Raw genomic sequence first — 23,384 nt, 5'->3', positions numbered from 1 at the left:
ATAAGGCGAGTCGGGATTCCGTCGACCTGCAACTTGCGCTTTTTGTTGCCAAATAAGGGGTATCTGTGCCCTGCAAAGTCCCCCGCGGCATGTTGACTCAGCCGGATTCACCCCGTCCTGGGCGACGAATCGAGCCGCCAGCGTCAACCACTATCTGAATACCAGATCGGAACGAGTCGCGCCGACTGTGCACAAAGGACGAGCAACTGGGGATAATCCGCACCCGTTGCAATCGACAGAGGCCTAGAGGTTGTCGATCAACCAGGCCGCTGCCTTGGCAACCGGATTTGCGCCAGGATCGAGGGGCTCACGACGCAGCTTTGCAGAGGCCAGCGCCTTGGCCGACACGGCTTCCCGCGGGCCGAAGGCCGAGCGATGCAGGACCCCTGCGGCAGCGCAGAAAGCCGGACCGGAGGCTGCGTCAGCCAGGTGGGGCACCCGGCGAGGACGGCCCAACCGCACCGGCCGGTCAAACACGCGTACCGCGACCTCGCGAATGCCTGACAGCTGGCTGGCGCCGCCGGTGAGCACCAGGCCTGCGCCTGGCTCAACCCCTGCCCCCGAGGCCCTCAGGCGATCACGGAGGAGTTCCAGGGTTTCTTCGACCCGCGGCGCAATGATGCCCTTGAGAAGCGAGCGTGGCGCAATGACAGGGCCAGCGCCCGGATCGTCGCCCCGGGGCGGCGCTTCAATCATTTCGCGGTCTTCATTGGCCGAGGCAATGGCGGAGCCGTGCAGGGTCTTGATCCGCTCAGCTCCGGCGACCGAGGTCGACAGACCCCGGGCGATGTCAGCCGTCACATGCTGTCCGCCGACCGCCAGGGTCTCGACGTGCACAAGGCTGCCATTGGAGAACACGGCCGCGGAGGTGGAGCCGCCGCCCATGTCGATGCAGACCGCGCCCAGGTCCATTTCGTCTTCTTCAAGAGCCGCCAGGGCGGAAACGAAGGGCGCAGCAACCACGCCTTCAAACTGCAGGTGGGCCCGCTCGACACAGGCCCCCAGGGTCTGGAAGACCGCTTCGGCCACCGAGACGACAAGCAGCTCGACAGTCAGGGCCCGGCCGAACATGGAGCGCGGATCGCGGATGCCGTGCTGGCCGTCCACGGCCCAGCCGACGGGGAGGATGTGGGCGGCGCGGCGTCCGGGCAGCTTGATCTGACCAAGGGCGGCCTGAATGGCGCGGACCAGATCAGCGTCCGTGATGGGGCGAGCGCCCAACGAGACCCGGCCCGTGACCCGATGGCTGGTCAGCTGACCGCCTGCAGTGGCGACGGTGACGCCCTGCACCTGAACGCCGGCGACATTCTCTGCCCGCTCAACGGCCTGGGCGATGGCGTCGGAGGCTTCATCGAGATTGACGATGGCGCCGCCCTTGATCCCGCGGGATTGAACATAGCCGACACCGGCGGTGGTCAGGGTGCGATCCCCACGACGGATGCCGTCAGGCTTCATGATGAAACAGGCGACTTTCGAAGCACCCAGATCAACAGCCGCCACAACAGGTTGCCGGCCCAGGGCGGCCTTCAGGCCATCCCGGCTGTCTGATCTTGTTTCACTGCGGCTGCCCAAGCCCATCCCCCCCTTCAACATTACGCGCCGTCCGCAACCAGGGGACCAGCCGCCGGGGCGACCCGGGGGCGCACGGAAACCGTTTCAGGGTCGCGCAGGTCGATGCGCTCAAATCCCAGTTCGAGAATGCGTGACTTCACTTCCAGTTGCTCAAGGGCGATCAGGGCAGCGTCTACCCCGCCGCTTGGCAGCTGGATCAGGCTGCCATCCTTCAGGCGCAGGTCCCACCGCCGGTTATCAACCCGAACCATGGCCTCGACCCGCGACATCAGACCGGGCCGCTGGGACACGGCGTTGAGGATCTGCGCGGCATGATCATTGGCGCCTTCGCCCACCACCAGCGGCAGTTTCGCAAATGCCCGGGCGTCGGCCTCGGGGATAACCTGGCCCTTGTCATCGATGACCCGGGTGAAGCCGCCGTCCTGCCAGATGGCCACCTGGGGACGCTCGACAATCTGCAGGACAAGGGTGTCAGGAAGCAGTCTCACCACCCGCACAGACTTCACCCAGCCCACGGACTGAATGTCGGTCTGCAGCTTGCCAAGGTCCATGCCCAGCAGGGGCATGTCCCTATAGACATTGGCGGTTTTCAGAATATCGGCAGTCGCCAGTTTCGAGGCGCCCTGAACCCGCACGGCCCTCAGCTTGAAGCCCAGAGAGGCGAAGCGTGTTCCCACCGCAGCATTGGTCGCGGCGCCCAGTCTTTCCGCCCGGTCCCCGGTCGCAAGGGTGACACCCAGGGCCAGAACAAGGACGCCACAGGCGGCGAACAGGGCATGGTGGGCGGAAAGGCCGACGCCTTCAGCGGCGCGAAGCTTGGCGGGCGCGTAGGCGTTCGCCGCCCGCGCGCGGGGCGCGGGAGCTTTCTTGGTGCTAGGGGGCGATTTGGCCCGGGGTTTCGGCTGAGCGCGCGATCCCCCCCGCATCACCGCGGGCATAAGCATCCTCCGTTATCCAAAGCACCAGTTGATCGAAACTCACGCCCTGCGACGCGGCTTGCTCGGGGACGAGCGAAGTCGGCGTCATGCCGGGTTGAGTGTTCACCTCCAGAAGGACCAGAATGTCGTTAACGTCGTCATAACGAAGGTCCGACCGACTGACCCCGCTACAGCCCAGGGCCTGATGGGCCTGCTCGGATAAACGCATAGCTTTTTCAAAGGCATGAGGCGGGATCTGGGCCGGCACAACATGCTTTGAACCCCCGTCAGAATACTTGGCCTCATAGTCATAAAATCCCGAAACCGGTACGATTTCGGTAACCGTCATGGCCTTGCCGTCCATAACGCCCACAGCCAGTTCGAGTCCGCGGATGAAGGGTTCAACCATGACCTGTTCGCCGAAGGTCCAGGATGGCGAGGCCAGCTCCTGCGGCGGACGGTTCGCGCCCTCCGGAATGATGAACACCCCGACTGAAGAGCCTTCCGCATTGGGCTTCACCACATAGGGCGGGGCCATGACGTGGTCGGCGGCAACCTCCATACGGTTGAACAGTCCGCCCCCCGGCACCACCACCCCGGCTGCAGCCAGGACCGCCTTGGACTTGGCCTTGTCCATGGCCAGGGCCGAGGGCAGCACGCCAGAGTGGGTATAGGTCAAGCCAAGGGTCTCAAGGACGCCCTGCACACAGCCATCCTCACCCCATTCGCCATGCAGGGCGTTGAAGCAGACATCAGGCTGCAGACGGGTCAGAACCTGGGCCAGATCCCGACCGGCGTCCACCCGCGATACCCGCGCGCCCAGACGCTCCAGGGCGTCGGCGCATTCCCGACCGGAGACCAGGCTGACCTCCCGCTCTGAGGACAGGCCTCCCAGAAGAACGGCGACATGCTTTCCGGCCAGGGGTCCGCTCACGGCGCCACCGCCGACTTGCGGAAGTCGATGTCGCTGTTGGCGGTCACCCGCAGGAAGGCCGCCCAGACAGCGACATTCTGCGCCAGCTTCTTCGGATCCACCTTGTCGAGGGTGTCATCGGCTGAATGGTGCAGGTCGAAATAGCGGCTGGCGTCCTGATCGAAATCGACCACCGGCACGCCGGCCTCCTTCAGGCCTTCAACATCTGCTCCACCTTCATCGGCGGGTTCCCGCGACAGAATGACCTTCAGGTCCGGAAGGACGGTGGCGAAGGCCTTCATGGCCGGCTGGGCAAGAGACCCTTTGGGCAGCCGCGCCCGCCAGATCTCATCGCCGCCCAGATCGCTTTCCCCTGCGAGGACGATTTTTGCGGCCTCGTCCTTGTGGGCCAGGGCATAGGCGGCGCCTGACCCGCCCTGCTCTTCTGACCCCCACATGACGACCCGGAGGGTCCGCGCCGGACGTCCGCCCTCGGTTCCCGCCAGCCGCGCCGCCGAGGTCGCGATAGCTATGCCCGAGGCGTCATCAATGGCGCCTGTGCCGGGATCCCAGGAATCCAGATGCCCGCCGACGACGATGACCTCCTCTGGTCGGACCGCGCCCTTCAGTTCCCCGACCACATTCCAGGACTGCGCCTGGGGAATGACCGTGGACGACAGGTTGAGACGAACCTTCACCGGTTTGCCCCGCGCCATCATGTGTTCGAGAAGCTCTGCGTCAGGAACCGAAAGGGCCGCTGCGGGAATGCCGGGCTCGCCACGCATGGAACCTGTATGCGGCAGACGGGTGTCGTCGGTTGAAATCGACCGGACAAGAAAGCCAACAGCCCCCCGCTTGGCCGCCTCAGCCGCGCCGATCGACCGGGGCGCAACCCCGGATCCATAGCCATCGGGACCCTGTGTGCGCCGCATGGCCTGGCTGATGACAGCGATCTTGCCTTTCAGGGCGCCAACGGGTTGGGCCTGCAACTCCTGCAGGGATTTGAAGAGGACAACTTCCGCCTCAAGGCCGCCCGGGGGCGTCGACGACGACCAGCCGAGGCCCAGAATGGAAAGCTTCTGCGGGAAGGGTGAAACCACCTCAGCTGACTCGGCGCCACGCACCCAGGCCCTGGAGGTAAAGGGTTCTGCATGGACGTTCTCAAAGCCCAGGGCGGTGAGTTTTGCGAGACCCCAGTCCTTGGCCCTGACAATGGCTGGCGTTCCCACCGAGCGGGCGCCCACCTCCGTGGTCAGGGACTCCAGAACCTCCCAGGCGGTAGGGTCTGCCAGGGCCTTGGCCCTCAGGGCCTGGGCTTCCTGGGCAAGGTCAGCGGCCGTAGCCGAGCTGGCGAAAAACAGGGCGGCGAAGCAGGACGCAGTCAGGAGCTTTTTCATAACTCGCCCGTCGCTTAGCCGGGGTCGCCTGTCAAGTCGCGCTCGCCGCTCCAGAGCGCGTCAGGGACGGCCCAGGCGCTTGATTTCCCACTCCAACTGCACACCGGTCCTGGCCAGGACATCGGCGCGCACGGTCTCGCCCAGGCCTTCAATGTCTGCGGCGGTGGCCTGGCCGGTATTGATCATGAAGTTGGAATGCTGGGGTGAGAACATGGCGCCGCCATGCAGCTTGCCGCGCCAGCCTGCTTCATCCACCAGCTTCCACGATGAATGCCCCTCCGGGTTCTTGAAGGTGGAGCCTCCGGTCTTTTCACGGATTGGCTGGCTGGCTTCCCGCCTGGCGGTGATTTCGTCCATGCGCGCCGTGATGGCGGCGGGATCATCGGCCTGGCCATGAAACACCGCCTGCATCCAGATGATATCGGCCGGCGCCTGACTGTGCCGGTAGGTGTAGCCGAAGTCCTCGAGGGTATAGGCCACCACCTCCCCGGACCGGTCAAAGCCCCAGGCGCTGGAAAGGACGTCCTTGGTCTCCCGGCCATAGCAGCCGGCGTTCATGGTCAGGGCGCCGCCTATGGTTCCGGGAATGCCCGCATAGAACTCAAGACCGGCGAGACCGGCCTTGGCGGCAGCCTTGGCGACCGCGGAATCCAGGGCGCCAGCGTCAGCGACGATCTGATCCTCATCCACGACGATTTCAGCGAAGGCCTTGCCGGCCAGTCGGATGACGACGCCTTCAACGCCGCCATCGCGGACGATGACATTGGACCCGACCCCCAGCACGTGGACTGGAACCTCGGCCGGCAGCTGGCTGAGGAAATCCGAGAGGTCGTCCGGATCGGCCGGCAGGTATAGGACGTCAGCAGGTCCGCCGACCCGGAACCAGGTGAAGGGACCCAGGTTCTCATTGCGCAGCAGCTTGCCGCGAACTTCCGGAAGACTGTCTCGCCAGGTCATTTCGTGAGGCCTTCCAGCTGACCTGGCAGGGCATAGGCCCAGGTGGTGATGTCCCCGGCGCCCAGCAGGACCACCAGATCGCCGGATCGGGCTTCTTTTGACACCAGGTCTGCAAGTTCAGCCGGGCCGCCCAGCGGCAGGGCGCGGCGATGTCCGAACCGACGGAGCCCCTCCACCAGGTCATCGCGGCTGGCGCCCGGCAGGGGCGCCTCGCCAGCTGAATAAACGTCAGCGACGATGACCGTGTCGGCGTCGTTGAAGCAGCCGCAGAACTCGGAGAACAGGTCTTTCAGTCGGGAATAGCGGTGCGGCTGGACGACGGCGATGACCCGGCCTTCCGTAACCGCCCGGGCGGCCTTCAGGACCGAGGAAATCTCTACAGGGTGATGGCCATAGTCATCAATGACCCGGACACCATTGGCGACTCCGGTGGTGGTGAACCGGCGCTTGACCCCGCCAAACCCGGTGAGGCCCTTGCGGATGTCAGCTTCGCTGACGCCGAGCTCCCGCGCCACGGCGATGGCCGCCAGGGCGTTCATGACATTGTGGTGTCCGGCCATGGGCAGGTGCATGTCCCGCCAGGTCATGACATCGCCGCCCAGGGGCGCGATGACCACGTCAAAGCGGCTGCCATCAGGGCCCATGGTGATGTTGAGCGCCCGCACCTCGGCCTGGGGATTGACCCCGTAGGGCACCAGACGCCGGTTCTCGACCTTGGCGGCCATGGCCTGGACCTCGGGATGGTCCGTACAGACCGCCGCAAAGCCATAGAAGGGGATGTTCTCGACAAAGTCCCGGAAGGCCTTCCGGACCGCGTCAAAGTCGCCGTAGTGATCCAGGTGCTCGGGGTCGATATTGGTGACGATGGCGCAGGTCGATTTCAGGCGCAGGAAGGTGCCGTCGCTCTCATCAGCCTCGACGACGATCCAGTCGCCCTCGCCTACCTTGGCGTTGGTGCCATAGGCGTTGATGATGCCGCCATTGACCACGGTGGGGTCCAGGCCGCCGGCATCCAGCAGGGCCGCGACCATGGAGGTTGTGGTGGTCTTGCCGTGGGTGCCGCCGACCGCCACGGAGAACTGCAGGCGCATGAGTTCCGCCAGCATTTCAGCCCGCCGGACCAGGGGCAGGCGCCGCGCTCGGGCTGCCGCCAGCTCAGGATTGTCGGCCTTGATGGCGGTGGAATAGACCACGGCGGAAGCGCCATCGACGTTGCCCGCGTCCTGGCCGATGAAGATGCGGGCGCCCAGCTTTTCAAGGCGTTCGGTATTGGCGCTGGCCTTGGCGTCGGAGCCCTGCACCGTATAGCCGATGCGCAGCATGATCTCGGCAATGCCGCTCATGCCTATGCCGCCAATGCCGACAAAGTGCACGGGACCCAGTTCGAAGGGCACAGGACGACGGCGGTTCATGCAATTCGTCCCTGGGCGGCGGTGACTTCCACCAGATCAGCCAGACGTTCTGCAGCGTCCGGCTTGGCTATGGACCGGGCGCCGGCCGCCATGCGGACCAGACGGTCGGGGTGGGACAGCAGCTTGGTCAGGGCGCCGGCCATGGTGTCGACAGTGAGTTGGTCTTCCCGGGCGACCTGGGCGCCGCCTGCGTCGGCCATGACCTTGGCGTTCTGACCCTGATCGTCATCAAGGGCGATGGCCAGGGGCACCAGAATGGCGGGCTTGCCGGCTATGGCGAATTCGCAGACCGATCCTGCGCCCGAACGTCCGACCACCAGATGGGCCTGACGCAGACGGGTCGCCATGTCGCGGAAGAAGGGGGCGATCTCGGCCTGGACATTGGCGTCGGCATAGATCCGCCGGGCATTGTCCATGCTCTCTACCCGGGTCTGCTGCTGGACCCGGAGGCGATTGCGCAGGTCCTCTGGCAGTTGGGCGATGGCCGCCGGCATGAGTTCGGACAACAGGCGGGCGCCCTGGCTGCCGCCGGTGATCAGCAGACGCAATGTGCCGCCCGGCTCAGGCGGCAGGTAGGGCTTGTCTGCAAGCTCGCGGATTTCAGGGCGGACAGGATTTCCAACCACCACCACCTTGTCCTGGATTTTCGCCGGAGCCTTCTGAAGGACGGGAAAGGCGCAGGCGACCGCACGGACATGGGAGGCCAGCCGGCGATTGGCGCGGCCCATGACGGCGTTCTGTTCATGAAGGACTGTCGGGCGGTTCTGGGAAATGCCGGCCAGCAGGCCGGGAACGGACGGGTAGCCTCCGAACCCCACAACGACGGCGGGATCCAGGCGGGCGAAGGCTGCGCGGGCCTGCAATATGCCCTTGAAGATCGCAATGCCCGCCAGCGCCATGCCCACCGGGTCTCCGGACTTGAAGGTCCGCGCCGAAAGGCCGATCCGCTCCTCCGCCGGGAAGTTTTCAGACATGGCGGCGACCCGCTCGTCGCTGGCCAGCACAATGCGCCAGCCGCGGGCGATCAGGGCTTCAGAAAGAGCCTGGGCGGGGAACAGGTGTCCCCCAGTGCCTCCAGCGGCGACGACGGCGATCTTGCGCATGAACAGGCTTTAAGTGAAGGCGAGGCGATTGTGTAGCCTAACCCGGCATGTAGACACCGGGACGGCGGCGGGTCAGGGCCAGGGCGAGGCCGAGTGTCAGGCATATGGCCAGCATGGACGAGCCGCCATAGGAGATCAGGGGCAGGGTCATGCCCTTGGTGGGGATCAGGTTCAGATTGACCGCCACATTGATGAAGACCTGTTCGCCTACCAGGACAAACAGCCCGGCTGCAGCCACCTGCTGGAAGGTGTCCGACAGCTTCATGGCCTTTGACAGTCCCCGGATCACCACAAAGGCGTAGAGGGAAATCAGGAAGAGGGAGAAGACCAGGCCGTACTCTTCTGCTGCGACGGAATAGATGAAGTCGGTGTGCAGGTCGGGAACATGACGCTTCATGACACCCTCCCCAGGACCCCGACCAAACAGGCCGCCGGCTGCAATGGCTTCGGCAGCGCGGTCAACCTGATGGTTATCGAGCCTTGAGTCCGCATCACCGTGACTGAGGAACTTGTCCACCCGGCTGGCCACGTGGGGCATGAGGAAGTAGGTCGAGCTCAATCCAGCCAGAGCGACGCCCCCCAGGAACATGATCCAGCTGAGCGGCACGCCGGCCATCCAGAAGGCGGCGCCAAAGGCCACGGTCAGCAAGACGGTCTGACCCACATCAGGCTGGATCAGCAGTAGGATGATGGACACCAGATACAGGCAGAAGGCGATGCTGACCCCGGGAACACCCTGCCCCTTCTGACCCTCGGAAAACATCCAGGCGACCAGAACGATCAGGGCCGGTTTCATGAACTCGGATGGCTGAAGCGTGAAACCGGCAAACTCCAGCCAGCGGGTGGCGCCCTTGGCGTTGTGACCGATGAAAGGCAGGGCGATCATGATGCAGATCGCTACCAGCCAGATGAAGAATGCGGCCCGCCGCACGCCGCGAACATCCAGCACGGTCGTAGAAAGCAGAATGATCAGGCCCGCAGCTGCGAAAACGCATTGGCGGATCGCGAAGTGGAAGGGATCATCCACATGCATCCGGGCTGCTGCGGCAGGGCTCGAGGCAAACGACATGAGAACGCCGAGAACCACCAGCAGAACGACAGCGCCCAGCAGCCAGCGGTCCATGGTCCACCACCAGACGCCAAGTCGGGTTCGGTCAGACCGCGCAAAGGCCCTGTTCTCGCTCTTGACCTCACCGGGAGGCTCGGGATCGTGATCGAGAACACTGTCGGTCATTGGAAAGCCCGTCTGTGCGGCGCGGCCTCGGAAGTCTCGCCCAGCGCCAGGACAGCGGCCCGGAAGGCCTCCCCCCGGGCTTCAAAGTCAGCGAACTGATCGAAGGATGCGCAGGCTGGAGACAAAAGCACGACCGCCGGAGCGCCGGAGGCCCGGGCGTCGGCATAGGCGGCCGAGACGGCGTTTTCCAGGGTTCCGCATTCAACGCTCCGGGCCTTGCCCTGAAGGGTGTGGGCGAAGGCTTCGCTTGCCTCTCCGATGAGGTAGGCAGCCTCGATCCTGGGGAACAGGTCCGCCAGCGCGTCTATGCCACCGGTCTTGGGCTGGCCGCCTGCGATCCAGTAGAATTTCGGATAGCTGGACATGGCCTGCCGCGCGGCGTCGGTATTGGTCGCCTTGCTGTCATTGACGAAGCGGATATCGCCCAGATGAGCGACCGTCTCCATCCGGTGAGCCAGCCCCGGGAAGGACATCAACCCTGCGGCCACTTCCTCTGTGAGGATGCCCAGACCACGACAGGCCGCATAAGCAGCGGCTGCATTCTGCCAGTTATGTCGACCCGGCAGGGACCTGGCCTCGAGAATGTCGGCGACCTCGGCCGCCCGTTCGCCTGTTGCATCATAGAGAACCCCTTGAAGGGCATAGACGCCGCGCCCCATGGCCTTGGAAGCCGAGATGGGCACGATGGTCCTGCGATTTGCGGCGGTGATCTCTGTGCAGATCCTCTGGCCCCAGGGATCATCAACCCCGATGACGGCCGTGTCGCCCTTGCCCTGGTTCAGCAGGATGCGGCGCTTGGCGGCCACATAGCCTTCCATGCCGCCATGCCGGTCCAGGTGATCGGGCGATACATTGAGCAGGACCGAAACGTCAGGCTTGAGACTTGAGGTCAGATCAAGCTGGTAGGAGGACAATTCCAGGACATAGACCGCCCCGCCATGCATGTCCGGCAGTCCAAGGACGCCAAAGCCGATATTGCCGCCAACCCGGGTGTCACGGCCTGCCTCGGCGCAGATATGGCCGATCAGGGCCGTTGTGGTCGACTTGCCGTTGGTGCCTGTGATGGCGATCACCTTGGGGCGCTTGCCCTCGGGCGCTGCATTCACGGTACGGGCGAAGAGCTCAACATCGCCCAGAATCTCCACGCCTGCGGCCCGGGCCTTTTCGACGGTCCAGTGCGGTTCGGGATGGGTCAGGGGCACGCCGGGCGACAGCATCAGGGCGGCGAATTGGGACCAATCCGCCGTGCTGAGATCGACCAGAGGCAGGCCCTCCGCGATCGCGGCTTCGCGCCCGGCCGGACGTTCGTCCCACAGGGCGACCTCAGCCCCTCCAGCCAGAAGGGCGTGCGCCGCCGTCAGACCCGTACGGGCCAGACCGAAGACGGCGACGCGTTTTCCCTCAAAGCCGCGAACCGGGATCATGAGCGCGTTCCGACCCCCTACCGCAGCTTCAGTGTGGCGAGGCCCAGAATGGCCAGCATGACGGCGACGATCCAGAAGCGGATGACGACGGTGGACTCTGACCAGCCAAGTTTCTCGAAGTGGTGGTGGATCGGCGCCATCAGGAAAATGCGCTTGCCGGTCATTCTGAAGTAGGCGACCTGGATGATGACCGACAGGGTTTCGGCGACGAACAGGCCGCCGATGATACCCAGGACGATCTCGTGCTTGGTGGCGACCGCCACAGCGCCCAGGGCGCCTCCAAGGGCCAGGGCGCCGGTGTCACCCATGAAGATCTTGGCGGGCGGTGCATTGTACCAGAGGAAGCCGAGGCCGGCCCCGATCATGGCGCCGCAGAAGACCGCGACCTCCCCTACCCCCGGGACAAAGTGAAGTTGCAGGTATCGGGCAAAGACGAAGTTGCCGACCAGATAGGCGATCAGACCAAAGGCCGCCGCGGCGATCATCACCGGAACCGTCGCCAGCCCATCCAGACCGTCCGTGAAGTTCACGGCGTTGGCGCCGCCGACAATGATGAAGGCCCCGAAGGCCAGATAGAACCAGCCCAGGTTCAGCAGGGCCGCCTTGAATATCGGGAAGGCGACAGAGGTTCCCAACTGCGGAGCGTCCGGCGGGGATTTTCCGTAAACGACGATGAGCATGACGGCGGCCAGGGCGATGGCCACCTCCAGGATCAGCCGAAGCCGGCCCGACACGCCGGCCGTGGTCTGCTTGGTGACCTTGGCGTAGTCGTCGGAGAAGCCGAGCAGGCCATAGCCCGCCGTGACCATCACGACAGCCCAGACATAGACATTGCTGAGGTCGGCCCACAGCAGGGTGCCGACCAGAAGACCCGCCAGGATCATCACGCCGCCCATGGTGGGGGTGCCGGCCTTCTCGATCACGTGGCGCTCAATGCCTTCCTTGCGGATTGGCTGCCCCTTGCCCTGCTTGGTCTGCATCCAGCGGATGAAGCGTGACCCCATGGCCACGACAACCAGTTGGGCGGTGAACAGCGCCATACCCGTCCGGAAGGTCAGGTATTTCATCAGGTTGAGGATCGGGATGTGCCCGCCTGCAGCGGCCTGCTCGTAGAGCCAATAGAGCATTACCGCGTTCCCTCCGCCCCGAGGTCCAGCTTGCCGAGCGCCGTCGCAATGACGCCGGCCCTGGAGCCGTTGGAGCCCTTCACCATCACAAGATCGCCTGGCTCTGCGGCCTGTGCGATTTGCGGCGCAAGATCGGCCGCGTTGAGGGCGTAGCCGCCGCGCCGAGTCGACGGAAGGGCGTCCCAGAGGGATTTCATGAGGGGGCCGGCGCAGAAGACCAGATCAATCCCGGCCTTCTCCAGGGGTTCGGCCAGCGCCGCGTGGTAGTTTGGCGCCTCGTCACCCAGTTCGAGCATGTCGGTCAGCGCGACGATACGTCGCCCCATCGGCTTGCGTACGCCGAGGCTGGCGAAGGCTGCGGCCATCGAGATTGGGTTGGCGTTGTAGCTTTCGTCCACCAGGGTGAAGGAGCCGCCAGGAAGCCTTACCTGTCGCTCGGCGCCGCGGCCCTCAAGAGGCTGGAACTCGGCCAGGGCCTGCAGGCTGTGCTCAAGGGACACATTCAAAGCCTCAAGCATCAGCAGGACGGCCATGCTGTTGGGGCCCCAGTGGAACCCGGTCTGGCGTATCGGAAAGTCCAGGGCCCTGCCATGCAACCGGGCCTTGATCTGCGCATAGCCCGGCTGAGGCTCAAAGCTCACCAACTGCGCCGCGCAGGTGCTGTCGACACCAAAGGCATGGACCTTCAATCCTGCCTTGCGGGCTTCGGAACTGAGGTATTCAAACCAGGCGTTGTCGGCGTTCAGAACCGCGACGCCGCCCGGCGACATGCCATGAAAGATCTCGGCCTTGGCCCTGGCTACGCCCCGCTCCCCTTCCGGGAAATTTTCCACATGGACGGGCCCGACGGTTGTGATGGCCACAGCGTGGGGCGCCACCATTCTTGAGAGGGGCGTAATCTCATCGGCATGGTTCATGCCGATCTCGAAGATGGCCCGCTCTGTATCCCGGGGCATGCGCGCCAGGGTCAGGGGCACGCCGATATGATTGTTGTAGCTCTTGATCGAGCTGTGGGCCCTGCCGGCCAGCGCAAGGCCTGCGCGGATGGCCTGGGTCACGCTGGTCTTGCCCACCGAGCCGGTCACCGCGCCACGCAAGGTCTGGGGCGCGCGAACCCGCGCCGCGACGCCGAGGGCTTCAAGGGCGGCGAATGTGTCGGCGACCTGAACGGAAGGCCCGCCAACCGGCTTTGAGGCCAGGGCTCCGGCCGCGCCCTTTTCAAGGGCCTGGGCCACAAAGTCGTGACCGTCCCGCACGCCGGCCAGGGCGACAAACAGGTCGCCAGGTTCAACGGTCCGGGTGTCGATGGAGACGCCATTGACCGCAAAATCGGTCATCACCTGACCATCGGTCGCCGTGGCGATGTCATGGGCGGTCCAGAGGGCGTCAGACATCTGCACCCTCCAGGGCCAGGGCAGTTTCAGCCACATCGTCGAAGGGGTGAACAACCCCGGCGATGGTCATGCCCTGTTCGTGCCCCTTGCCAGCGACGATGAGCACATCCCCGGAACCAAGTTCGGCCACGCCGGCCCGGATGGCCTCCCTGCGATCGCCAACTTCCTTGAGGCCTGGATTTCCCGCCATGATGTCGGCGCGGATCGCGGCCGGGACCTCGCTGCGGGGATTGTCGTCGGTGACAATGGCGACGTCGGCAAACTGCGCCGCAATCGCACCCATCAGGGGTCGCTTGGTCCGGTCCCGATCTCCCCCGGCGCCGAAGACGACGATGAGCTTTCTCGAGGCGTGCGGGCGAAGGGCCTTGAGGACGGTCTCAAGCCCGTCAGGCGTATGGGCATAGTCGACATAGGCCTCGCCGCCGCCAGTCCTGGCGCCGACCCGCTGCAGCCTGCCCGGTGCGCCCTCAAGGTGCTCGAGCGCACCCAGAACCGTGTCCAGCGGCACGCCTGCAGCAAGACAAAGGCCTGCGGCGACCAAGGCGTTGGAGGCCTGAAAGCCCCCTGCCAGAGGCAGATTCACGTCAAATGTCCTGCCGCCCGCTTCCAGCGAAAGCCTCTGGCCGGAAGGGGTCATGACCCGCGCCGTCATGCGAAGGGTCTGACCCGCCTCGCCGACCGTGATCAGGCTCTGCCCCGACACCGTCGCAGCGGCCGCAAATGCGCTGAAACTGTCGGAGTCCGCGTTCAGAACCGCCGTCCCGCCCCGGGGCAGCAAGGTCTCGAACAGCCGCAGCTTGGCGGCGCGATAGGTCTCCATCGTGCCGTGGTAGTCGAGGTGATCCTGGGTGAGGTTCAGGAAGCCGGCGGCCTTGAGTTGAACCCCGTCCAGCCGCCTCTGGTCCACGCCGTGCGAGGAGGCCTCGAGGGCCAGATGGGTCACCTGCTGATCCACCAGCCCGGCCATCAGTTCGGCGACATCGGCAGCATCCGGCGTCGTCAGGCCCGGCGGTGTCAACTGGACGTCGAACCCGTTGGGACCTGTGGCTCGGACGCCGAGGGTTCCCATGCTGGCGGCGCGATGCCCTGCGGCATTGAAAATCTGGCGACAGAAGGCGGCGACAGAGGTCTTGCCATTGGTTCCCGTGACCGCAACGACGGTCTGGGGCTGCCTTGCCCAGAAGTGGGCCGCCGCCAGGGCGTAGGCGCGTCTGGGATCAGGGGTGACAATCACCGGCACGCCCAGTTCGGGCATGTCTTCCCGGGCGATGACAGCGACCGCGCCAGAGGCCACAGCGCCTGCAGCAAACTTTCCACCGTCAACGCTTACGCCCGGCAGGGCGGCGAACAGGAATCCGGGCTTCACCCTGCGGCTGTCTGCGGTGACGCCGGTTATGTCCGGATCCTGGCCAAGGTCCAGGTGGACAAGGTCTGAAAGCTTGCGGCTCACTGCTCGTCCCCGGGATTTGCAGGCGCCCTTGCCCGGGAAAGGCTGGCTATGTCGGCCTGACGGCGGACATGCAGGAAGGGCGCGATGCGATCTATGACCCGGCCCGCCGCCGGGGCGGCCACCCATCCCCCGGTGGAGAATCCGGAAGTTGCGGCGTTGCCGTGAGGCTCATCCATGAGGATCAGGACGAAGTAACGATCGGTCTTTACATCCCCGTCGGTCGGAAAGACCGCCGCAAAGGACGACACCTGCTTGGTCGGGCTGTAGCCCCGTATGGCCGGATCGTACTTCTCGCCGGTTCCGGTCTTGCCGCCGACAGTGAGACCGGGAACATCGGCCTTGCCGCCGGATCCGCCTGTGACATTGGCCCGCATGATCTGCAGCATTTCGAGCGAAGTCTTTTCAGACACGACCCGCGGCCCGCCAACCTTTGCGCCATCGGGAACCTTGCGGATTGTCAGGGGGACGAGGGAGCCGCCATTCAGCAGGGCGCCCATGGCGCGGCTGAGCGCGAGGGGGCTGACGTCAATGCCATGTCCAAACGAGGTCGAGGCGACAGCGTCCTCGTCCCACTTCCGGGGCACCAGGGGCATGGCTGACTCCCGCAGCTCGACCTTGGCGGGACGCGTCAGGCCGAGGGCGTCGAAATAATGGCTGAGGCGGGTCGGGCCGATGCGCTCGGCCAGCCGCGCGGTGCCGATGTTGGAGGAGTGCTGGAAGACCTCCACCAGGCTCAGGATCTTACCGGTGGCGTGATAGTCGTGGATGGTGCGATAGCCCATCCGGAACGGCGCCCGGGCGTCAAAGGTCGAGTTGGGGGTGGCCTCGCCGGTGTCCAGGCCAATGGCGACGGTAAAGGCCTTGAAGGTCGAGCCCATCTCGTAAACCGCCGATGCCGCGCGATTGAGTTTCTGCTCATCGGTGGCCTGACCCGGATGATTGGGGTCAAAGGTCGGCCAGCTGGCCATACCCAGGATTTCGCCCGTCCTGACGTTGGTGACGATGCCTACAGCGCCGTGTGGATTGAACTCCCTCGCAGCCTTGGTCAGCTCATCCTCAAGGGCCGCCTGGATCCGAAGATCAACAGAGAGGGCGAACGGAACCTTGTCGCCGGCCATCTTGCGGATGTCGTCATTGAAGGCGGCTTCCGCACCGCCGAGACCGCGACCGCCTGTGTCGGCGAAGCCGATCATGTGAGCTGCGGTCGATCCAAGGGGATAGATGCGCTTCTGCTCCGGCTCGAAGCTGATCCCTGGCAGGCCGAGGTCATGGATCTGCGCCTTGACCGTCGGTGTGAGACCACCCACCAGGAAGCCGCGGTGTTTTGACTTCAGGGCCCGATCAATCCGGGCCTGGGGCAGGTCGGGCAGCACAGCCAGAAGTGCGCGTCGGGTCTCATTGGTGTCCCAGATCTCCCTGGGCTCGAGATAGAGACCGTAGTGCGCAAGATCGATGGCCAGCATGGAACCATTGCGGTCTACGAGATCCGCACGCGCCATGCCGCCCTCGAGCCCGCCGCCGCTGACACGGCTGACCCCGGGATACATGGCCATCTTCGTAGCGCCTGCCGCCAGGACAACAAACCCGACCGAGAATGCCGCCAGAACCACCAGGATGCGGATGCGCGTATCGTCTTCCGCCCGGCCTGCCGCCCGGGCCCGCTCGAACGAATGCTCGAGCTTCCAGACAAGATCCCGGATCCAACGCCAGTTCGGGGCGGGAATGCCATTGAGGACCAGGCTCAAAGCTTGCCTCCCAGGGGTGCGGGCTGAGAAACGGCCATGGCGGAGGACAGAGCTTCGGGGGAAACTTCCCGGGTCGCCCTTACCGGCGCCAGACCAAGATAGGCGCCCGAGAGCCTGCCGATCCGGTCAGGCCGCTCCAGATGGGAAACCTCGGCCTGCAGAAGGCGGATGCGTTCATGTTCGACGACGATCTCGTCCTCGACCCGGGCGATTTCGCCGCGCTCACTGCCGGCAATGGTCTTGGCGAGGTAAACCGAGAGGATCAGGGCGATCAGCAGGCCGAAGGCCATGACATCAATCAGGCGAAAGCCCCAGATACGACGGGTAAAGAGGATCATGCCGCCTCCTTCCAGACTGGCGCGGACGTCCGGATCGCCGCGCGAAGCTTGGCTGAACGGGCGCGGGGATTGGCCGCGACTTCCGCGTCGCTGGGCCCCTGAGCGCCATTGAAAACAAGCTGGAAACTGGGTGGAGCACCGACCTGGACCGGCGGCGCATGGCGCGATCCGCCGGGTGTTCGACCAGCCCGCTCGGTGAAGAAGGCCTTCACGATGCGATCTTCCAGGGAATGGAAGGTCACGACAGCCAGACAGCCCCCCGCTCTCAGGACTTCCTCGGCAGCCAGCAGACCCGCCTCCAGTTCCGACAACTCTTCATTCACAGCGATCCGAAGACCCTGAAAGGTCCGGGTGGCCGGATGAACCTTGGCGCCGCGCCGTCCGCCGAGGACCCGCTCGACAAATTCAGCGAAATCAAGGGTGCGGGTGAAGGGCTCTTCGACCCGACGCCGTCCGATGGCGGCGGCGATGCGGCGGGACTGGCGCTCTTCGCCATAGACCCAGAGCATGCGGGCAAGGTCCTTTAGGTCGGCGGTGTTCACAATGTCTGCCGCCGTCTGGCCTGTGTCGCTCATGCGCATGTCGAGAGGGCCATCCCGCATGAAGGAAAAGCCTCGATCCGCCTCATCCAGCTGCATGGACGAAACCCCGAGATCCAGGGCTACGCCATCGACGGAGTCGGCGCCCAATTCCACCGACATGTCGGAGAAACGCGCCTCGATAAGCCTGAACCTGTCACCGAGCCCGTCTGCGAAGCGTGCAGCGGTAGGATCGCGATCAAAGGCAACGACCTCGACGCCGGCAGCCAGGAAGGCGCGGCTGTAGCCCCCCGCCCCGAAGGTGCCATCGACGATCTTCTGCCCAGGCTTCAGGGACATGGCCGCAAGGACCGGCTCAAGAAGGACGGGAACATGGGGGGCGCTCAAGCGCCGCCTCCCAGGCGCGCGGCGCGCTGTGCAGATCGCAGCTGGGCAAGGCCATCCCGCGCCAGCTCTCTCTGAGCCGAGCGATGGGCCTGAAACGCCTCCCGACCCCAGATCTGGAACCGGTCGCCAAGGCCAACAACCACAACCCAGTCATCGAGACCGAACATGTCGCAGAGATGCTCAGGCAGGGTGATGCGCCCGGCGGTGTCAAACGCCATGCGGGCCAGACCGCCATAGATCGAGGTTTCAAGGGCGCTGCGGATCGGGTCACCGAAATCCAGTTCCTCGATTACGCCCACATAGCGATCGAACAGGGCCTGGCCGCCACCTTCAATGCAATCAGCTTCGATGGAGGGAAAACAGACCACGCCATCAAAGGGGCCAGACATCAGGGCGCGGAACTCCTGTGGCACCACAATGCGCCGCTTGGCGTCCAGCTGCTTTTCAAACGTCGAGACGAACATCCCGCCGCGCCCCAAATCGTGGCCGCAATGGCCAATGTGAAATTCACCCCTGGAGACCCGGCCGCAGCACTCTGCGCAGACCTCCAACATCCATAATCGAACGTGATTGGGTTAACATGGGATCAATTGGGATACAATGACTCCCAGGGGTGAATTCGGGCAAAAACAAAGGTGTTCAGGGCATCTATAGTTAACATACGTAAACAATTCACAGAACATACACTGAACACGTTAAGCATAACGCCGTGTTTTCGAGTTTCTGTGGAAAGTGAGGAAACCAGACGGCCTGTAAGCCGGGTTCTGTGCCGCCAACCGAAGTCGACGCGACGATCATTCCTCTGGACCGGCCATTGCTGGACGGTTCTCGCGACCTACCCGGACATCTCGGACCTTCGACGGTCCTACCCTCTTGCGAGGGCGCGACATCCCTATTCGGTCTTGCTCCTGGCGGGGCTTGCCATGCCGTCCCCGTCGCCGGGTCCGCGGTGCGCTCTTACCGCACCCTTTCACCCTTACCTGAACCGGAGTTCAGGCGGTCTGCTCTCTGTGGCGCTATCCCTGGGGTCACCCCCGGTGGGCGTTACCCACCGCCATGTCGAAGTGGAGCCCGGACTTTCCTCGACCCTCGTGAGAGGACCGCGATCGCCCGGCCGTCTGGTTCCGCATCAGCAATGGCCGCTATGGTCCCGCGGGTCAATCGGCGAGGCGTCCATAGATGAGCTGGTCCCAGAACCGCCCCTTCCAGAAGGCGTGATCCCGCAGCTTGCCCTCGAGGACAAACCCATGCCGCTCAAGCAGTTTGCAGGACCGGATATTGCCGACCGTCACCATGGCCTCCAGCCGGTGCAGCCCCAGGGTTCCATAGCCGAAGGCCATGACGTAGGGCAGGATCTCGCTCATCACCCCCTGCCCCCACTGATCCTGAGCAAGGTCATAGGCGATCTCGCCCCGGCGGCCGCGATCCAGTTCAAGGGTATTGAAGCCTACCGTCCCGATCAGGCGCGACACCCCTTCCCGCCGGATCGCCCAGCGCAGGCCGCGATTGCCCGCCGCCATTTCGCGGGCCCAGGCGACAATGTCTTTGGCCTCGGCGAAATTGACGAGGGGGTCGATATCCATGAATTCGGCCACTGCCGGATCGCCAAACAAGGTCAGCAGATCGCGGGCGTCGCCGTCGGCCAGAGGCGTCAACCGGTAGGGGCCCGCCGTCAGGATCTGGCGAGCCAGGGGCGGGATCACTTGAGCGCCTGCATGGCCCGGGCCAACGGATGGGCCCCGAGGGCGGCTATGACACCCTGTCGGTCATCGGCGGACTTGTTCTGGCTGAGCTTGAAGGTGGCCTCAAGGCGGGTGATGGCCAGCCGGGCCCCGACAATGCCCCGGAGCATGGCGTCGAACCTGCCGACAGACATCTTGTTCCGGGTCCAGGCCGGCTTGGGCGCCAGCCGCGCCTCCTCCTGGGCGGAAAGGTCGTCCAGCAGGGCGACGAGGCCGGCCTCATCCAGCGGGGCGACGACACCTTCCAGCTCCACAGACATGTAATTCCAGGTCGGCACCTGATCGTCTGAAGCATACCAGTCCGGGCTGACATAGGCCTCGGGGCCCATGCTGACAGCGACCGCTTCAAAGCCGGCTTCGATATGCCCCGCCAGGGCGTTGTTGCGGGAAAGGTGAAAGTCCAGGACCGTTCCGCCCTCGAGTTCCCGCGCCAGGACAGGCGCATGAGCGACCCGTATTCGCCCCTCGGGCGCTGCGGAAATCGCGGCAAGGGGATGACGTTTCAGGTGCTCGAGAATCGGCCCGATCGCCTCGACCGCAAAGATCGGCGCCGGGTGCATCAGCCCGCCGCCCGCAACAGTGCAATCAGCCTTGCCCGCGTCTCGCCATCGGCCACGCCGTCGAATTTCTCCTGACGCCAGTGGCGCTGGAAGGCCCGGACCACCGAGGTCGTATGAGCATCAAAGGTCCCTGAGGGCGCGCAGTCATAACCCAGCCGGGTGAAACCGGCCTGCAGGGCGAAGACCCCTGCCCCTTCAGCCCCTTCGCCCAGAGGTGCGCCTGGCGCCGCCGGCGGCTCGACCCACAATCCATGCCCGGCCTCGGCCAGGGTCTTCCAGGGGAAGAGTTCGCCCGGATCATCCTTGCGGTCGGGCGCCACGTCGGAGTGACCGACAATCCGGCCATCCTCGATTATCCAGCGGGTTCGGATATCGGCAAGCAGGCCGATCACCGCCGCGATCTGCGCCTCGGGAAAAGCGCGATAGCCCCATTCATGGCCGGGATTGACGATCTCGATGCCGATGGACCGGCTGTTGACGTCGGTCTCACCCTTCCAGAACGAGACCCCGGCGTGCCAGGCGCGGCGTTCCTCGGCCACAAGACGGAAGACCCGTCCGTCTTCCTCCACCAGATAATGGGAACTGACCTTGGACTGGGCGTCCCGCAGGCGGTCCAGGGCCCCCTCTCCCGTCTTCATGCCGGTATAGTGGAGCACGATCATGTCCGGCGGCGTCTTGCGCACGTCGAAATTCGGCGATGGGGCGTCGATGAAATCCATGACTCGCGAGCCTAGAGCGTGTTCCCGCCAAGGGCTAGGCGGCGCGGCTTCTCGACAGTACAGCCATGACCTGGTTCCAGCGCAGGGCGATGACCAGCACGCCGGCCAGGGCCAGGGCTGTGCCGAGGGCCATCCGGAACCCGAAGGCGTCGTGGGTGAACACCACGCCCAGGGCAATGGTCGCCAGGGGCGTCATCAGGGTCAGGGGCGAAATCAGCGTCGCCTCGTACCTCTGGATCAGGCCGTAATAGAGGGTATGAGCCACAACCGAGACGAACAGCCCTGAGAAGAGGGCGGCGGCCCAGAACTGCCAGCCGGCCTCCACGGCCAATTGCACCTGGTTCGGCTCGAACAGCAGGGAAAAGGCCAGGGTCGGGGCCAGGGACGACACCCCCACCCAGGCCTGGAACTGGAGGGGTTTGACCCCTTCCATCTGCTTCATCATGACAGCCCCCAGCGATCCAAGGACCGATGCGGCGACGACCAGCATGAGCCCGGGAGAAAGCCTGAACCCGCCCGGATCCCACATGACCAGAAGGACGCCCGCCAGGGTCAGGGCGACGCCAACTATCCGCCTCCGGGTCAGGCGCTCGCCCAGCATGAAATAGGACAGGACCGTCGTCAGGGGCACGCCCATCTGACTGACAATGGCGACAGCAGAAGGACTGGAGGTTTTCAGGGCGATGAAGACCAGGGAAAAGGTTCCGCCGCCCATCATCAGGCCGACCATGACCATTTTCCATCGCGGGCGCGGCATGTTCCGCAGCCAGGGAAAGACCGCGATCGAGACCACGGCGAACCGCATGGCCGCATAGAACATGGGCGGTGCACCCAGATGGGTGACCACATACTTCGACACGACATTGTTGGCCGCCCAGGCAAGGCAGACAAAGGCCAGCAGCAGGAAGTCGCGAACGGACATGGGGTGGCTTAAGCCCCGTTCGCCCCGGGGGAGCAACTCAAATCGCCACTTTCATTCTGGAGGCGCGCTTCAAGCCTTGCCGCTGCAAGGCCGGAGGCGGCATTCTTCCCCCCTAAAGTCAAAAACGGAGCGGACATGGAACTCTGGCGACTTGATGCGACGGACCTTGCGGCGCTGATCCGCGCCGGTCGTGTTTCGGCACGTGAAGCGGTCCAGTCCTGCCTTGCCCGGCTGGATGCGGTGAATCCCCGCCTCAACGCCGTGGTTCACGTCCTGGCGGATGAAGCCCTGAGCATGGCGGCGGCGGCGGATGAAGCCCAGGCCCGTGGCGAGGTCCTGGGGCCCCTGCACGGGGTTCCCGCAACCATCAAGATTGTCGCTGACCAGAAGGGGTGCGCCACCGACAATGGCGTCGTCATGTTCAGGAACCTGGTCGCCCGGGAGGATGCGCCAGTGGTCGCCAATCTGCGCCGCGCCGGGGCGATCCTTGTCGGACGCACCGCAGCGCCGGCCTTTTCCATGCGGGCCATGACCAGCAGCACCCTGCATGGCCAGACCTTTAATCCATGGAACCGTGATGTGACCTGCGGCGGGTCCAGCGGTGGCGCGGCCGCCTCCCTTGCGGCTGGAATTGGCGCCATCGCCCACGGCTCTGACATTGGCGGATCCATCCGCTGGCCGGCCTACTGCAACGGGGTGGTGGGTCTGCGGACCTCCCCGGGCCGCATTCCGTCCTTCAACCCGACGGCCCGCAATGGCCGAAATCTCGCCAGCCAGATGATGGCTGTGGCGGGGCCGCTGTCGCGAAGCGTCCGTGACGCGCGCCTCGCCCTGGCGGCCATGTCGCCTGGCGATCCCAGGGATCAGGTCTGGACCCCTGCGCCCCTGGTCGGACCGCCTGCGCCGCGTCGCGCCGCACTGGTTGCGTCTCCTGCGGGATTTTCGGTTCACCCCGCTGTTGCTGACGCCGTGCGGGAGGCGGGGCGTCGTCTTGCAGCCGCAGGCTATGAGATCGTCGAGGTCGAACCGCCAAACCTCCGCGAGGTCGCCGACCTGTGGGAGCCCATGGGCCTGCCCCACTTCGGCATCAGTCTGGTCCCCATTCTCGAGCAGGTCGGTGATCCTGCCCTGACCGGTTTCTTCACCCACTGGATCGCTGAAAAAGGCCTGGCCGACATGCCGACCTTCCTCAGCGCCTTTGCACGACGCGACCAGCTGCTCACGGCCTGGAACCAGTTCTTCGAGACCTATCCCGTCATTATTGCGCCGAACTGCCCCGAGCCCAGCCTGCCTGCTGAACTGGACACGGAAGGTCGCGAGGGTGTCCTGCGAACCCTGGAAGGGATCAGGCTTCAGTTCATGTGCCCTGTCCTTGGGCTGCCCGGCCTGTCAGTTCCCCTTGGCGAGCATGAAGGTCAGCCCCTCGGCGTCCAGATCATCTCCGCACGATACCGGGAGGACCTCTGTCTTGCCGCCGGTGAGATCATCGAGGCCCACCAACCTGTCACAACGCCCATCGACCCCCGTTAGGA

General features: G+C 64.9%; 21 protein-coding genes and 1 other RNA gene. 1 reads left to right on the top strand and 21 read right to left on the bottom strand.

Annotation, left to right across the window (positions count from 1 at the left end; genetic code table 11):
• Positions 1 to 243: 243 nt before the first annotated feature.
• From ftsA to CFE28_06985, 21 genes are all read right to left on the bottom strand, one after another.
• On the bottom strand, positions 244 to 1,578 hold the full coding sequence (ftsA, locus tag CFE28_07085) for a cell division protein FtsA (protein OYU69789.1): 1,335 nt from the start codon (positions 1,576 to 1,578) through the stop codon (positions 244 to 246).
• A 14-nt stretch (positions 1,579 to 1,592) separates the two neighbouring features.
• Positions 1,593 to 2,510 (bottom strand): cell division protein FtsQ, encoded by a 918-nt coding sequence (locus CFE28_07080; protein ID OYU69788.1) that lies wholly within the window; start codon positions 2,508 to 2,510, stop codon positions 1,593 to 1,595.
• Positions 2,446 to 3,423, bottom strand: coding sequence for a D-alanine--D-alanine ligase (locus CFE28_07075; GenBank protein OYU69787.1), 978 nt, complete (start codon positions 3,421 to 3,423; stop codon positions 2,446 to 2,448). Before CFE28_07075 ends, CFE28_07080 begins: the two co-directional genes overlap by 65 nt.
• Complete coding sequence (locus tag CFE28_07070; GenBank protein ID OYU69786.1) at positions 3,420 to 4,799, bottom strand: peptidase M28 family protein; 1,380 nt, start codon at positions 4,797 to 4,799, stop codon at positions 3,420 to 3,422. The genes CFE28_07075 and CFE28_07070 overlap by 4 nt, the downstream gene beginning before the upstream one ends.
• A 60-nt stretch (positions 4,800 to 4,859) precedes the next feature.
• Positions 4,860 to 5,756 (bottom strand): UDP-N-acetylenolpyruvoylglucosamine reductase, encoded by an 897-nt coding sequence (locus tag CFE28_07065; GenBank protein OYU69785.1) that lies wholly within the window; start codon positions 5,754 to 5,756, stop codon positions 4,860 to 4,862.
• Positions 5,753 to 7,168, bottom strand: a complete 1,416-nt coding sequence (locus CFE28_07060) for a UDP-N-acetylmuramate--L-alanine ligase (protein OYU69784.1) — start codon at positions 7,166 to 7,168, stop codon at positions 5,753 to 5,755. The genes CFE28_07065 and CFE28_07060 overlap by 4 nt, the downstream gene beginning before the upstream one ends.
• The gene (murG, locus tag CFE28_07055) at positions 7,165 to 8,271 is read right to left on the bottom strand and encodes an undecaprenyldiphospho-muramoylpentapeptide beta-N-acetylglucosaminyltransferase (protein ID OYU69783.1); all 1,107 of its coding nucleotides are present in this window, start codon (positions 8,269 to 8,271) and stop codon (positions 7,165 to 7,167) included. Before murG ends, CFE28_07060 begins: the two co-directional genes overlap by 4 nt.
• A gap of 37 nt (positions 8,272 to 8,308) precedes the next feature.
• Positions 8,309 to 9,505: a putative lipid II flippase FtsW gene (gene ftsW, locus CFE28_07050; GenBank protein ID OYU69782.1), complete on the bottom strand. Its 1,197-nt coding sequence runs from the start codon at positions 9,503 to 9,505 to the stop codon at positions 8,309 to 8,311.
• Positions 9,502 to 10,929 (bottom strand): UDP-N-acetylmuramoyl-L-alanine--D-glutamate ligase, encoded by a 1,428-nt coding sequence (locus CFE28_07045; GenBank protein OYU69781.1) that lies wholly within the window; start codon positions 10,927 to 10,929, stop codon positions 9,502 to 9,504. The genes ftsW and CFE28_07045 overlap by 4 nt, the downstream gene beginning before the upstream one ends.
• A gap of 17 nt (positions 10,930 to 10,946) precedes the next feature.
• Entirely contained in the window at positions 10,947 to 12,056 is a 1,110-nt protein-coding gene (locus tag CFE28_07040) for a phospho-N-acetylmuramoyl-pentapeptide-transferase (GenBank protein OYU69780.1), read from the bottom strand.
• Positions 12,056 to 13,450, bottom strand: a complete 1,395-nt coding sequence (locus tag CFE28_07035; GenBank protein OYU69779.1) for a UDP-N-acetylmuramoylalanyl-D-glutamyl-2, 6-diaminopimelate--D-alanyl-D-alanine ligase — start codon at positions 13,448 to 13,450, stop codon at positions 12,056 to 12,058. Before CFE28_07035 ends, CFE28_07040 begins: the two co-directional genes overlap by 1 nt.
• Positions 13,443 to 14,900 carry a UDP-N-acetylmuramoyl-L-alanyl-D-glutamate--2,6-diaminopimelate ligase gene (locus tag CFE28_07030; protein ID OYU69778.1) on the bottom strand — a complete coding sequence of 486 codons (1,458 nt, stop codon included), beginning with the start codon at positions 14,898 to 14,900 and terminating at the stop codon, positions 13,443 to 13,445. Before CFE28_07030 ends, CFE28_07035 begins: the two co-directional genes overlap by 8 nt.
• Positions 14,897 to 16,645, bottom strand: coding sequence for a penicillin-binding protein (locus tag CFE28_07025; protein OYU69777.1), 1,749 nt, complete (start codon positions 16,643 to 16,645; stop codon positions 14,897 to 14,899). The genes CFE28_07030 and CFE28_07025 overlap by 4 nt, the downstream gene beginning before the upstream one ends.
• Complete coding sequence (locus CFE28_07020) at positions 16,642 to 16,983, bottom strand: cell division protein (GenBank protein OYU69776.1); 342 nt, start codon at positions 16,981 to 16,983, stop codon at positions 16,642 to 16,644. Before CFE28_07020 ends, CFE28_07025 begins: the two co-directional genes overlap by 4 nt.
• The gene (locus CFE28_07015; GenBank protein ID OYU69775.1) at positions 16,980 to 17,909 is read right to left on the bottom strand and encodes a 16S rRNA (cytosine(1402)-N(4))-methyltransferase; all 930 of its coding nucleotides are present in this window, start codon (positions 17,907 to 17,909) and stop codon (positions 16,980 to 16,982) included. Before CFE28_07015 ends, CFE28_07020 begins: the two co-directional genes overlap by 4 nt.
• A complete protein-coding gene (locus tag CFE28_07010; GenBank protein ID OYU69774.1) occupies positions 17,906 to 18,373 on the bottom strand; it encodes a division/cell wall cluster transcriptional repressor MraZ in 468 nt (155 codons plus the stop codon). The genes CFE28_07015 and CFE28_07010 overlap by 4 nt, the downstream gene beginning before the upstream one ends.
• Positions 18,374 to 18,646: 273 nt before the next feature.
• An RNA gene (gene rnpB, locus CFE28_07005) (RNase P RNA component class A) lies at positions 18,647 to 19,031 on the bottom strand.
• Positions 19,032 to 19,066: 35 nt separating this feature from the next.
• Complete coding sequence (locus CFE28_07000) at positions 19,067 to 19,612, bottom strand: GNAT family N-acetyltransferase (protein ID OYU69773.1); 546 nt, start codon at positions 19,610 to 19,612, stop codon at positions 19,067 to 19,069.
• Positions 19,609 to 20,211 carry a transcriptional regulator gene (locus tag CFE28_06995; protein ID OYU69772.1) on the bottom strand — a complete coding sequence of 201 codons (603 nt, stop codon included), beginning with the start codon at positions 20,209 to 20,211 and terminating at the stop codon, positions 19,609 to 19,611. Before CFE28_06995 ends, CFE28_07000 begins: the two co-directional genes overlap by 4 nt.
• The gene (locus CFE28_06990; protein OYU69771.1) at positions 20,211 to 20,930 is read right to left on the bottom strand and encodes an N-acetylmuramoyl-L-alanine amidase; all 720 of its coding nucleotides are present in this window, start codon (positions 20,928 to 20,930) and stop codon (positions 20,211 to 20,213) included. Before CFE28_06990 ends, CFE28_06995 begins: the two co-directional genes overlap by 1 nt.
• A gap of 34 nt (positions 20,931 to 20,964) precedes the next feature.
• On the bottom strand, positions 20,965 to 21,852 hold the full coding sequence (locus CFE28_06985) for an EamA family transporter (GenBank protein OYU69770.1): 888 nt from the start codon (positions 21,850 to 21,852) through the stop codon (positions 20,965 to 20,967).
• A 135-nt stretch (positions 21,853 to 21,987) separates the two neighbouring features.
• Between CFE28_06985 and CFE28_06980 the strand changes: the two genes are divergently transcribed.
• On the top strand, positions 21,988 to 23,382 hold the full coding sequence (locus tag CFE28_06980; protein OYU69769.1) for an amidase: 1,395 nt from the start codon (positions 21,988 to 21,990) through the stop codon (positions 23,380 to 23,382).
• The last annotated feature ends 2 nt before the right edge of the window (positions 23,383 to 23,384 follow it).

This window comes from Alphaproteobacteria bacterium PA2 (assembly GCA_002256425.1).
GTDB lineage: Bacteria > Pseudomonadota > Alphaproteobacteria > Caulobacterales > Caulobacteraceae > Phenylobacterium.
This window is presented reverse-complemented; position numbering and strand designations above follow the sequence as displayed.